The 12,146-nt window shown below is 61.3% G+C and carries 11 protein-coding genes; all 11 read left to right on the forward strand.

Features of this window, described 5'->3' with window-relative positions:
• The 11 genes from dnaA to ACWNZ3_RS00055 all read left to right on the forward strand — a co-directional run bounded on the left by dnaA (position 1) and on the right by ACWNZ3_RS00055 (position 12,144).
• On the forward strand, positions 1-1,362 hold the full coding sequence (dnaA, locus tag ACWNZ3_RS00005) for a chromosomal replication initiator protein DnaA (protein ID WP_496900778.1): 1,362 nt from the start codon (positions 1-3) through the stop codon (positions 1,360-1,362).
• Between the two features lie 146 nt (positions 1,363-1,508).
• Positions 1,509-2,627, forward strand: a complete 1,119-nt coding sequence (gene dnaN, locus ACWNZ3_RS00010; RefSeq protein WP_114273943.1) for a DNA polymerase III subunit beta — start codon at positions 1,509-1,511, stop codon at positions 2,625-2,627.
• Positions 2,628-2,685: 58 nt separating this feature from the next.
• A complete protein-coding gene (gene recF / locus ACWNZ3_RS00015) occupies positions 2,686-3,780 on the forward strand; it encodes a DNA replication/repair protein RecF (RefSeq protein WP_496900779.1) in 1,095 nt (364 codons plus the stop codon).
• Complete coding sequence (locus ACWNZ3_RS00020) at positions 3,780-4,400, forward strand: LysE family translocator (RefSeq protein ID WP_496900780.1); 621 nt, start codon at positions 3,780-3,782, stop codon at positions 4,398-4,400. The genes recF and ACWNZ3_RS00020 overlap by 1 nt, the downstream gene beginning before the upstream one ends.
• Before the next feature lie 78 nt (positions 4,401-4,478).
• Positions 4,479-6,893, forward strand: coding sequence for a DNA topoisomerase (ATP-hydrolyzing) subunit B (gene gyrB, locus ACWNZ3_RS00025; RefSeq protein WP_269362458.1), 2,415 nt, complete (start codon positions 4,479-4,481; stop codon positions 6,891-6,893).
• A 322-nt stretch (positions 6,894-7,215) separates the two neighbouring features.
• Positions 7,216-8,421, forward strand: coding sequence for a 3-oxoadipyl-CoA thiolase (pcaF, locus tag ACWNZ3_RS00030; RefSeq protein ID WP_269362456.1), 1,206 nt, complete (start codon positions 7,216-7,218; stop codon positions 8,419-8,421).
• Positions 8,422-8,446: 25 nt separating this feature from the next.
• A complete protein-coding gene (gene paaA, locus ACWNZ3_RS00035; protein ID WP_496900781.1) occupies positions 8,447-9,439 on the forward strand; it encodes a 1,2-phenylacetyl-CoA epoxidase subunit PaaA in 993 nt (330 codons plus the stop codon).
• Positions 9,440-9,512: 73 nt separating this feature from the next.
• On the forward strand, positions 9,513-9,857 hold the full coding sequence (gene paaB / locus ACWNZ3_RS00040) for a 1,2-phenylacetyl-CoA epoxidase subunit PaaB (protein ID WP_496900782.1): 345 nt from the start codon (positions 9,513-9,515) through the stop codon (positions 9,855-9,857).
• Positions 9,858-9,886: 29 nt separating this feature from the next.
• Entirely contained in the window at positions 9,887-10,609 is a 723-nt protein-coding gene (gene paaC / locus ACWNZ3_RS00045) for a 1,2-phenylacetyl-CoA epoxidase subunit PaaC (RefSeq protein WP_496901923.1), read from the forward strand.
• Positions 10,603-11,070 (forward strand): 1,2-phenylacetyl-CoA epoxidase subunit PaaD, encoded by a 468-nt coding sequence (gene paaD / locus ACWNZ3_RS00050; protein ID WP_269362453.1) that lies wholly within the window; start codon positions 10,603-10,605, stop codon positions 11,068-11,070. The genes paaC and paaD overlap by 7 nt, the downstream gene beginning before the upstream one ends.
• Positions 11,071-11,079: 9 nt before the next feature.
• Entirely contained in the window at positions 11,080-12,144 is a 1,065-nt protein-coding gene (locus tag ACWNZ3_RS00055) for a 2Fe-2S iron-sulfur cluster-binding protein (RefSeq protein ID WP_496900783.1), read from the forward strand.
• The last annotated feature ends 2 nt before the right edge of the window (positions 12,145-12,146 follow it).

Raw genomic sequence — 12,146 nt, forward strand, 5'->3', positions numbered from 1 at the left:
ATGACGCAGGATCAATGGGGCGAGATCAGACAAAGGCTGCTGAAAACAGTTGGACAGAACAACTTCACAACCTGGATTGAACCGATGGTTGCGGGCAAGGTGGCAAGCGGAATCGCGACATTGCATGTCCCGACAAACTTTTTCGGCAACTACGTCAGCCAGAATTTTTCGGATCTCATCCTGCATGAGATCAACGCCGAGGGCATCGAGGTTTCCCGCCTGAATTTCGCGCTGCAGCCCCGCGTTGCAAATGACGCCGCCAAACCTTCGGACCCGCCCCGCAAACCCGCCGTTTCCGCCACGGCCAGCGCCACCAGCGTCATGGCAACAGCCCCCCTCGACCCCAGGTTCAGCTTTGACAATTTTGTCGTCGGCAAACCCAACGAACTGGCCCATGCAGCCGCCAAACGGGTGGCCGAGGGCGGCCCCGTGACCTTCAACCCGTTGTTTCTCTATGGTGGCGTCGGCCTGGGCAAGACCCACCTGATGCACGCCATCGCCCGCGAACTGGCCGAACAGAAACCCCAGATGAACGTCCTTTATCTGTCGGCCGAACAGTTCATGTATCGTTTCGTTCAGGCCTTGCGTGACCGCAAGATGATGGACTTCAAGGAAATTTTCCGCTCCGTTGATGTGCTGATGGTTGATGACGTCCAGTTCATTGCCGGCAAGGACAGCACCCAGGAAGAATTCTTTCACACCTTCAACGCCCTTGTGGACCAGCGAAAGCAGATCATCATCTCTGCCGATCGCGCGCCCGGCGAGATCAAGGATCTGGAAGACCGTGTGAAATCCCGGCTGCAATGCGGTCTGGTCGTGGACCTGCACCCCACAGACTACGAACTGCGCCTGGGCATCCTGCAAAGCAAAGTCGAAGGGCAGCGCGAAAACTATCCCGACCTTGAGGTCGAGGATGGCGTGCTTGAATTCCTCGCCCACCGGATCACCTCCAACGTCCGGGTCCTTGAAGGCGCCCTGACACGTCTGTTCGCCTTCGGCTCCCTTGTCGGTCGCGAGATCAACATGGAGCTGACCCAGGACTGCCTGGTGGACGTATTGCGCGATTCCGAACGCAAGATTTCCGTCGAGGAGATCCAGCGCAAGGTCTCCGAGCACTACAATATCCGGCTGAGCGACATGATCGGGCCGAAGCGGCTGCGCAGCTATGCCCGCCCGCGCCAGGTGGCCATGTACCTGTGCAAACTGATGACCAGCCGCTCCCTGCCGGAGATCGGGCGCCGGTTTGGCGGGCGTGACCATACCACGGTCATGCATGGCGTCCGCCGGATCGAAGAGCTGAAAACGACGGATGACCAGATCGCCGAAGATCTGCAACTGCTGCGCCGCGCGCTGGAGTCCTGAACGCGGTATCAATGTCACGGCTGTCAGGTGATTGAGGGGCCCTTGCGGCCCCTCTTGCATTTGGCCCGCCAAAGCATGAAAAGTCTTGTTAAAACGAGGGAACCGGGTAGTTTGCCCCTCCCGACGGGTCTGACGGAGAAGCCATCATGAAATTCAGCATCGAACGCGCCGCATTGCTCAAGGCGGTCAGCCAGGCCCAATCCGTTGTCGAACGGCGCAACACCATTCCGATCCTGGCCAACGTGCTGATCGAGGCCGAAGGCAGCGATGTGTCCTTTCGCGCCACCGACCTGGATATCGAGGTGGTGGACAAGGTTGGCGCCCAGGTGGAACGCGCCGGTGCCACAACGGTATCGGCAACCCTGCTGCATGAAATCGTCCGCAAACTGCCCGATGGCGCATTGATCAACCTGACCGCAGACACCGCGGCAGGCCGCCTGACGGTGGAAGCGGGCCGCTCCAATTTCAGCCTCGCCACCCTGCCCCGCGAGGATTTTCCGGTGATGGCATCGTCTGAGTACGCTTCGAACTTCAGCGCGCCGGCACCCGTGCTGCGCCGCCTTTTCGACAAGTCGAAATTCGCCATCTCCACCGAAGAAACCCGGTATTACCTGAACGGCGTCTATATGCATATCGCCGACGGCGATGGCGGCAAGATGCTGCGCTGCGTGGCCACGGACGGACACCGGCTCGCCCGGATCGACGCCGACATGCCTGAAGGGGCGGCAGAGATGCCCGGCGTCATCGTGCCCCGCAAGACGGTTGGTGAACTGCGCAAGCTGCTGGAAGACGACGACATGAAAATCGCCGTATCCGTGTCAGAGACCAAGGTCCGCTTTGCCACACCGGAGATCACCCTGACCTCCAAGGTCATCGACGGCACCTTCCCCGACTACACCCGCGTGATCCCGCAGGGGAACACCCGCAAGATGGAAGTGGACGCCGCCGAATTCGCCCAGGCCGTGGATCGGGTCGCCACTGTCAGCTCCGAACGCTCCCGCGCGGTCAAGCTGCAGCTGGACGAAGATCGCCTGATCCTCTCGGTGAATGCCCCTGACAGCGGCGCCGCCGAGGAGGAGCTTGCCGTGGCCTACGGCGACGAGCGTCTGGAGATCGGGTTCAACGCGAAATACCTGTTGGAGATTGCAAGCCAGGTGGACCGGGAGAACGCCGTGTTCCTGTTCAACTCATCGGGTGACCCGACACTGATGCGTGAAGGCAATGACATGTCGGCCGTCTATGTCGTCATGCCAATGCGTGTGTGACGCGCCGGAGTTTTCGAAAACTCCGGCCCGATATTTTTGAAAATATCGGCGCTGACCCATGACCGGATTGTTCCTGTCCCAACTCACATTGTCCCACTTCCGGTCGCACCGGCGCAGCGTGATCGACTGCGACGCGCGCCCGGTGGCGCTGCACGGGCCCAACGGGGCGGGCAAGACCAACATTCTCGAAGCGGTCTCATTGTTCTCTCCCGGACGCGGCTTGCGCCGCTCCAGCGCGCAGGACTTGACCCGCAGGCCCGAGGCGCTGGGTTGGAAGGTCACCGGCATTCTGCACGCACAGCGTCAGGTGCATGAGGTCGAAATCTGGTCAGAAAACGGGGCCGCGCGCCAGACCCGGATAGATGCCAAGGCCACTGCCCAGAACACGCTGGGCCGGATTGCGCGGGTGCTCTGGCTGGTGCCGGCGATGGACAGGCTCTGGATCGAAGGCGCAGATGGCCGCAGACGGTTCCTGGACCGCATGACGCTCAGTTTCCTGCCCGATCACGGGGACCAGACCCTGCGCTATGAAAAGGCGATGCGTGAACGCAACCGGCTGCTCAAGGATATGGTGCGCGAACCCTCCTGGTATCTGGCCCTGGAAAACGCCATGGCCGAAGCGGGCGCCGCAATCCACGCCAACAGGCTGAACGCGCTGCAGGCCATCGCCCAGGCCCAGGAACAGGCCGAAACCGCATTTCCCACCGCCACACTGGAACTGCTCTGCGACATGCCCGACACCGCAGAGGGCCTGCGCCAGGCATTGGCCGACAACCGGATGCGCGACCTCACCGCCGGACGCACCCTGATCGGCCCCCACCGCGCGGACCTGAATGGCGTCTATGCAGCCAAGGATGTCCCGGCCAGGGATTGCTCCACCGGAGAGCAGAAGGCACTGCTCGTCTCGCTCATCCTCGCCAATGCCCGCGCCCTCGCAGCCGACTTTGGCGCGCCGCCCCTGCTGCTGCTGGACGAAGTCGCAGCCCACCTCGATACAACTCGTCAGGCAGCCCTGTATGACGAGATCACCGCGCTTGGGTCGCAGGCCTGGATGACGGGAACCGGGGTGGAACTGTTCTCGGAACTCGGCGACCGTGCCCAGATTCTGGAAGTGACAGAGGTCGACGGCGTGTCAGCGGTCAGGAGACCATGATGACCATCCCTTATTACGACCTCCTGCTTTATGCCGGTGCGATGGTGGCGCTGTTTGTCACTCCCGGCCCGGTCATGGTGGCGATGATGGCACGGGCGATGTCGGGCGGCTTTCGCGCGGCCTGGCCGCTGGCCCTGGGGGTGTCGATCGGTGATCTGCTCTGGCCGCTGGTGGCTGCGCTGGGGATTACCTGGATTCTCGCGGTATTCGATGTCTTCATGGTCGTCCTGCGCGCTGTGGCCTGCCTTGTCTTTCTGGTGATGGGCTTCCTGCTGATCCGCCACCGGGATGCCGCACCGGACCGCGACAGCCGCCTGACACGGCCTGGCATGTGGGCCGGGTTCATCGCTGGGGTCATCGCGATCCTGGGCAATCCCAAGGCGGTGCTTTTCTATGTCGGCGTCCTGCCGGGCTTCTTCGACCTGCGCAATGTCACCTGGCAGGACCTGGCTGCAATCGTCGCGATTTCGGTTGTCGTGCCCCTGATAGGCAACCTGACCCTGGCTGCTTTTGTCGGTCATATCCGAAGCCTTCTGACCAATCCCCGCACCCTGCGCCGGATCAATGTGGTATCCGGTTCGCTGCTGATCTGCGTGGGCCTTTTGATCCCGTTGATCTGACACAAAATCTTGTGTCAGGCGCGTGACATTCTTCGCTGAAAACACTATAAATCGGGCAAAAGAAAAAGGTTTTCCTGAATGTCCGAAACTGAGCAGATGCCGGAAGAATACGGCGCGAATTCCATCAAGGTTCTCAAAGGCTTGGAGGCGGTTCGAAAGCGTCCCGGCATGTACATCGGGGATACCGATGACGGCTCTGGTCTGCACCACATGGTCTACGAGGTCGTGGACAACGGCATTGACGAGGCGCTGGCCGGTCACGCGGACGCCGTGACCGTCACGATCCACGACGATTCCTCCGTTTCCGTCAGCGACAATGGCCGCGGGATTCCCGTCGGCATCCACGAGGGCGAAGGCGTGTCGGCGGCCGAGGTCATCATGACCCAGCTGCACGCAGGCGGCAAATTCGACAGCAACAGCTACAAGGTGTCGGGCGGCCTGCACGGCGTGGGTGTGTCGGTGGTCAACGCGCTTTCCGACTGGCTGGAATTGCGGATCTGGCGCGAGGGCAAGGAACATGTGGCCCGCTTTGAGGGCGGCTTCACCAAGGAACATCTCAGCGTGGTTGGCCCCACCGACCGCACCGGCACCGAAGTCCGCTTCATGGCGTCGACCAGCACCTTCTCCAACCTCGAATACAGCTTTGAAACGCTGGAAAAACGCCTGCGCGAACTGGCCTTCCTGAACTCCGGCGTGCGGATCATCCTGCGCGACGAACGGCCTGTGGAAACCCTGCAGACGGAGCTGTTCTACGAAGGTGGCGTGAAAGAGTTCGTGAAGTACCTGGACCGGCACAAGTCGTCCGTCATGCCCGAACCGATCTTCATCACCGGCGAAAAGGACGACATCGGCGTCGAGGTCGCGATGTGGTGGAACGACAGTTATCACGAGAACGTCCTGCCCTTTACCAACAACATCCCGCAGCGCGATGGCGGCACCCATATGGCAGGCTTTCGCGGTGCCCTGACCCGGACCATCAACAACTATGCCCAGTCCAGCGGCATCGCGAAGAAGGAAAAGATCAACTTCACCGGTGATGACGCCCGCGAGGGGCTGACCTGTGTCTTGTCCGTCAAGGTGCCGGACCCCAAGTTCAGCAGCCAGACCAAGGACAAGCTGGTCTCTTCCGAGGTGCGCCCCGCCGTCGAAGGGCTGGTGAACGAAAAGCTGGCCGAATGGTTCGAGGAGAACCCGAACGAGGCCAAGATCGTCGTCGGCAAGATCATCGAGGCCGCCCATGCCCGCGAGGCGGCGCGCAAGGCGCGCGACCTCACCCGCCGCAAGACCGCGATGGACGTGAATTTCCTGGCCGGCAAGCTCAAGGACTGTTCCGAGAAAGATCCTTCCAAGACCGAAGTCTTCCTTGTCGAGGGTGACAGCGCCGGTGGATCGGCCCAGACCGGCCGCGACCGGCAGACCCAGGCAATCCTGCCGCTCAAGGGCAAGATCCTCAACGTGGAACGTGCCCGTTTCGACCGGATGCTGGGCAGCCAGGAGATTGGCAACCTGGTCATGGCGCTCGGCACCGGGATCGGACGCGATGAATTCAACCTGAGCAAGCTGCGCTACCACAAGATCGTCATCATGACCGACGCCGACGTGGACGGCGCGCATATCCGCACCCTGCTGCTGACATTCTTCTACCGGCAGATGCCCGAACTGATCGAACATGGTCATCTCTACATCGCCCAGCCGCCGCTTTACAAAGTGTCGCGCGGCAAGTCCGAGGTCTACCTAAAGGACCAGGCAGCGATGGAGGAATACCTGATCGAACAGGGCATCGAGGGGGCCATGCTGCGTCAGGGCAACGGTGAGGAAATCATCGGTCAGGACCTCGCCCGGGTGGTCGATCTGGCACGCCAGATGCGCCGCGTTCTCGAAGCCTTCCCGACACATTATCCACGCCATATCGTGGAACAGGCTGCCATCGCCGGTGCCTTCGTTCCCGGCGCGGTGGACCGCGACCTGCAAGGGGTGGCGGACAAGGTCGCCAAACGTCTGGACCTGATCGCGCTGGAATACGAACGCGGCTGGCAAGGCCGCATCACCCAGGACCACGGCATCAAACTGGCCCGTATCCTGCGCGGCGTCGAAGAAGTGCGGACACTGGACGGCAAGATGCTCCGCTCTGGCGAGGCCAGGAAATCCGGCACCTTCACCGAACACCTGCAGGATGTCTATGACCTGCCGGCCACACTGGTGCGCAAGGACCGCTCGCAACTGATCCATGGCCCGATGGACCTGCTGGAAGCGATCCTGGCCGAAGGTGAAAAGGGCCTGTCCCTGCAGCGCTACAAAGGGCTGGGTGAAATGAACCCGGACCAGCTTTGGGAAACCACCCTGGATCCGGAGGCGCGCACCCTTCTGCGCGTCAAGGTCGAGGACATGGCAGAGGCCGACGATCTGTTTACCAAACTGATGGGCGACGTCGTCGAACCGCGCCGCGAGTTCATCCAGCAAAATGCATTGAGCGTCGAAAACCTCGACTTCTGAACTGTTGTCAGGGAAACGGTTCCGTCGTGACCCTGACACCCCTGCTCTGTCTTGTGACTGGTGCCGCTTGCGGCGGCCTTATCAATGGCCTGTCCGGCACCGGAAACGCACTTTTTCAGCTGACTTTCCCCCCAATCGTCCCGGACCCTGTGACAGCGGTGACCATCGTTGCGCTGATGTCGGTCCTCGCAGGCCTTCAGGGCCCGTGTCAGGACGTCCAGACCCAATATGTTACTTAATTCTCATGATATGACCAAACAAGTAACATTTACCTTGTTCCGAATCGCAACCAGAGTTAAAATCAACCAAAGAGGAGAACTACATGCAGGCTTTCATCTGCGACGCGCAACGCACGGCAATTGGCCGCTTCGGTGGCGCACTGGCATCCGTCCGCGCTGACGATCTGGCTGCGGCCCCCATCGCGGCACTGATGGCGCGCAATCCGGATGTGGATTGGTCGCGCGTCGATGACGTGATCATGGGCTGCGCCAACCAGGCTGGCGAAGACAACCGGAACGTGGCGCGTATGGCCGCCTTGCTGGCGGGGCTGCCCGTCGACGTTCCGGGCGCAACCATCAACCGGCTCTGCGCCTCCGGCATGGACGCCGTTGGCTCTGCCGCGCGTGCAATCCGCGCGGGCGACATCGACCTTGCCATCGCCGGTGGCGTCGAAAGCATGACGCGCGCACCCTTCGTGATGCCCAAGGCAGAAACCGCCTTTTCACGCAGCAACGCTGTCTATGACACGACCATCGGCTGGCGCTTCGTCAACCCGAAGATGAAGTCGCAATATGGTGTCGACTCGATGCCCGAAACCGCCGACAATGTCGCTGCCGACCATGACGTCAGCCGTGCCGACCAGGATGCATTTGCCCTGCGCAGCCAGGAACGCTGGGCTGCCGCAGATGCCGCTGGCGTCTTTGCTGATGAAATCACGCCGGTCACGATCCCCCAGCGTAAGGGTGACCCGATTGTCGTGGACCGCGACGAACATCCGCGCCCCCAGACCACCGCAGAAGCCCTGGGCAAGCTGCGCGCGATCAACGGGCCGGATCTGACCGTGACCGCCGGCAACGCCTCTGGCGTCAATGACGGTGCCGCGGCGTTGCTGATTGCATCCGAACAGGCCACCAGGGATCACAACCTGACGCCGATCGCCCGTGTCGTCGCCATGTCCGCCGCCGGTGTGGAACCGCGCGTCATGGGCATTGGCCCGATCCCCGCCTGCAAAAAGGTGCTGGCCCGCGCCGGGCTGACCATCGACCAGATGGATGTGATCGAGCTGAACGAGGCTTTTGCCTCCCAGGGGCTCGCCACCCTGCGCGCCCTCGGCGTGGCAGACGACGCGCCGCATGTAAACGCCAATGGCGGGGCCATCGCCATCGGACATCCCCTGGGCATGTCCGGTGCGCGCCTTGTGATGACCGCTGCCTTGCAACTGAAACGCACGGGCGGACGTTATGCCCTGTGTACCATGTGTGTGGGCGTTGGTCAGGGTGTCGCCCTGATCCTCGAACGCACAAGCTGAATGTTAACCTGAAAGGACGGATTCTATGTATGCACAGATGATCAAGTCTACCGGTGAAGGCGTCAAATCCCTTGACGATATGGAACCGGATGAACGCGCCTTTCAGGAACGCATCAACGCGGGCGGCAAGATCGAGCCGAAGGACTGGATGCCGGAAGGCTATCGCAAGAACCTGATCCGCCAAATCGGCCAGCACGCCCATTCCGAAATCGTCGGCCAGTTGCCCGAGGGCAACTGGATCACCCGCGCCCCGACGCTGGAGCGCAAGGCGATCCTGCTGGCCAAGGTTCAGGATGAGGCCGGTCACGGCCTCTACCTCTATTGCGCGGCGGAAACGCTGGGCGTGACCCGCGACCAGCTGACCCGCGACCTGTTGTCGGGCAAGATGAAGTATTCGTCGATCTTCAACTATCCGACCCTGACATGGGCCGACATGGGGGCCGTCGGCTGGCTGGTCGATGGTGCCGCGATCATGAACCAGGTGCCGCTGCAGCGCACATCATACGGGCCCTACGCCCGCGCCATGGTGCGGATCTGCAAGGAGGAATCCTTTCACCAGCGTCAGGGCTTCGACATCATGATGAACATGGCCAGGGGCACCGAGGCACAGCGCAAGATGGCACAGGATGCGCTGAACCGGTTCTGGTACCCATCGCTGATGATGTTCGGCCCCTCGGATGCGGAATCGGTGCATTCCGCGCAATCCATGGCCTGGAAGATCAAGATGAACTCCAACGACGAGCTGCGCCAGAAATTCGTCGATCAGACAGCGCCGCAGGCCGAATACCTGGGCCTCACGATTCCCGACGAGAACCTGAAGTTCAACGAGGAAACCGGGCATTACGAATTCTCCGAACCCGACTGGGACGAATTCTTTGACGTGCTCAAGGGCAATGGCCCCTGCAACACCGAACGGCTGGAAGCCCGCAACCGCGCCTGGGACGAAGGCCGCTGGGTGCGCGAAGGCCTGCTCGCCCACGCTGAAAAGAAACGCAAAACCGCCATCGCGGCGGAGTGACCAATTCCTTGAAAGGAATTGGTCAAAAGTTTTCGAAAACTTTTGACGCCACCCCTGACAGGAGGACGCCCAGATGAGCAGCCCCGAATCCAGTCCCTATTCCGACACCGATGCCGCGCCCCACGGCAAGGTACGGGCAACCGAATGGCCGCTTTGGGAAATCTTCATCCGCGGCCAGCACGGGTTGAGCCACCGGCATGTGGGCAGCCTTCACGCCGCCGATGCGGAGGGCGCAATTAAGAACGCGCGCGACGTTTACACACGCCGCAACGAGGGTGTCAGCATCTGGGCCGTCCCGGCCAGCGCCATTGCCGCCTCTTCCCCGGAAGAGAAAGGCGCGCTTTATGAACCGGCGAACGACAAGGTCTATCGTCACCCGACGTTCTTTGACATTCCAGACGAAGTGGGGGCGATGTGAGCAACGCCCTCTTTGAATATCTCTGCCGGATGGGCGACAACACCCTGGTCCTGGGGCATCGCATCTCTGAATGGTGCGGCGTTGCACCCGTGCTTGAGGAAGATATCGCGCTGGCCAACACCGCGCTGGATCTGATCGGGCAGACGCAGCTTTGGCTCGGGCTGGCGGGCGAGGTCGAGGACAAGGGCCGCGATGCCGACCGTCTCGCCTTTCACCGGGATGTCTGGGATTTCCGCAATCTGCTGCTGGTCGAACAGCCCAACGGCGACTTTGGTCACACCATGATGCGCCAGTTCCTGTTTGACGGCTGGCATCTGGCGCAACTCAGGGGGCTGATGGGTTCCAGCAACGACCAGGTTGCGGCGATTGCAGAGAAATCCGTGAAGGAAGTCACCTATCACCTTGAGCGGGCCACCGATACGGTGATCGGCCTGGGCGACGGGACCGAAGAAAGCCACAAGCGGATGCAGGCCGCGCTGGACCGGCTCTATCCTTTTGTGGGCGAAATGTTCATCGCGGACGCGGTGGACGAGGAGATGGTCAGCGCGGGCATCGCACCCGATCCGGCATCACTGCGCCCCGGTTACGACGCGATGCTTGATGCCGTCCTGGCCGAGGCGACATTGCAGAAACCGGCAGACGATTTTGCCCACAAGGGCGGGAAATCGGGCGCGCGGCATACCGAGCATCTGGGCCATATGCTGACCCAGATGCAATGGCTGCAGCGGGCCTACCCGGATGCCACATGGTAACCGAAAAACCCTCGTTAGAGACTGTTTGGTCCTGGCTTTCTGCCGTGCCGGACCCGGAAATCCCGGTGATTTCCCTGACCGATCTGGGCATCATCCGAGATGTGCAATGGCGGGACGACACGCTTGAGGTCACGGTGACACCGACCTATTCCGGCTGCCCGGCCACCAGCATCATCAATCTGGACATCGAAACCGCCCTGCGCGCGAAGGGAATCGAGAAACTGACGCTGAAGCGGCAGCTTTCTCCGGCCTGGACCACCGACTGGCTGACCGACACAGGCAAGGCCAGGCTGGAGGAATACGGCATCGCCCCGCCCCGGCCCGCCGGTGGCCCGCAACACTGCCCGCGCTGCAAATCGACCCAGGTGGAAAAGATCAGCCAGTTCGGGTCCACCCCCTGCAAGGCGCAATGGCGCTGCCAGTCCTGTCTTGAACCCTTCGACTATTTCAAATGTATCTGAGGCACTGACATGAGCCAGTTTCACCCCGTAACAGTGACTGATATCCACCACACGATCCGTGATGCCGTGGTGCTGACACTGGAGCCGGAAAACCCCGACGCCTTTGCCTTTACCCAGGGCCAGTACCTGACCTTCAAGCAGGATTTCGACGGCACCGAACTGCGCCGCAACTATTCGATCTGCGCCGGTCTGGACGACGGCAAATTGCAGGTGGGGATCAAGAAGGTGGATGGCGGTGCCTTTTCCACCTTTGCCAATGAGACTCTCAAGGTCGGCGATACGCTGCATGTCATGCCGCCGCAGGGCAAGTTTTTTACCGCGTTAGAGCCTGATCGCGCCAAGAATTACCTCGGCTTTGCCGGGGGGTCCGGCATCACGCCGGTCTTGTCGATCCTCAAGACCGTGCTGAAACGTGAACCGAAATCCACCTTCACGCTGGTCTATGCCAACCGCGCGGTGAACACGATCATGTTCCGCGAAGATCTGGAAGACCTCAAGAACCGCTACATGGGGCGGTTGACCATCATCCACATGCTGGAATCCGGGCAGGACATCGACCTGTTCACCGGCCGCGTGGATCAGGAAAAATGCACACGCCTATTCAAGCAATGGATCGACGTTGACAGCATCGACACCGCCTTCATCTGCGGCCCCGAACCGATGATGCTGGCCATCGCCGACAGCCTGAAAGGCCACGGGTTAGAGCATGATCAGATCAAGTTCGAACTGTTCAGCGAAAGCCAGCAGGGCCAGCTTGCCAAAAAGGAGATGGCCAAGCGCAGCGAGGGTCAGAAGGGCACCGAGATCACCGTGATCATCGAAGGGGCCGAGCGCAGCTTTACCATGCAGAAGGGTCAATCCGTGCTGGAAGCCGCGCTGGAGAACGGGCAGGATGCGCCGTTTTCCTGCAAGGCCGGTGTCTGTTCCACCTGCATGGGCAAGGTCCTTGAAGGCGAGGTCGAGATGATCAGCAACCACGCGCTTGAGGATTATGAGGTGGAGCGCGGTTATGTGCTGACCTGCCAGTCCTACCCGCTGAGCGACAAGCTCGTCATCGACTACGACACACATTAAGG

This window comes from Sulfitobacter sp. IGS-18, from assembly GCF_059628195.1.

What these genes read in the sequence shown, in the direction of transcription:
- ACWNZ3_RS00055 (WP_496900783.1), top strand. Translation starts at nt 11,080, where the DNA reads ATGAGCCAGTTTCACCCCGTAACAGTGACTGATATCCACCACACGATC.
- paaA (WP_496900781.1), top strand. Translation starts at nt 8,447, where the DNA reads ATGTATGCACAGATGATCAAGTCTACCGGTGAAGGCGTCAAATCCCTT.
- recF (WP_496900779.1), top strand. Translation starts at nt 2,686, where the DNA reads ATGACCGGATTGTTCCTGTCCCAACTCACATTGTCCCACTTCCGGTCG.
- paaB (WP_496900782.1), top strand. Translation starts at nt 9,513, where the DNA reads ATGAGCAGCCCCGAATCCAGTCCCTATTCCGACACCGATGCCGCGCCC.
- dnaN (WP_114273943.1), top strand. Translation starts at nt 1,509, where the DNA reads ATGAAATTCAGCATCGAACGCGCCGCATTGCTCAAGGCGGTCAGCCAG.
- paaD (WP_269362453.1), top strand. Translation starts at nt 10,603, where the DNA reads ATGGTAACCGAAAAACCCTCGTTAGAGACTGTTTGGTCCTGGCTTTCT.
- paaC (WP_496901923.1), top strand. Translation starts at nt 9,887, where the DNA reads ATGGGCGACAACACCCTGGTCCTGGGGCATCGCATCTCTGAATGGTGC.
- dnaA (WP_496900778.1), top strand. Translation starts at nt 1, where the DNA reads ATGACGCAGGATCAATGGGGCGAGATCAGACAAAGGCTGCTGAAAACA.
- gyrB (WP_269362458.1), top strand. Translation starts at nt 4,479, where the DNA reads ATGTCCGAAACTGAGCAGATGCCGGAAGAATACGGCGCGAATTCCATC.
- pcaF (WP_269362456.1), top strand. Translation starts at nt 7,216, where the DNA reads ATGCAGGCTTTCATCTGCGACGCGCAACGCACGGCAATTGGCCGCTTC.
- ACWNZ3_RS00020 (WP_496900780.1), top strand. Translation starts at nt 3,780, where the DNA reads ATGACCATCCCTTATTACGACCTCCTGCTTTATGCCGGTGCGATGGTG.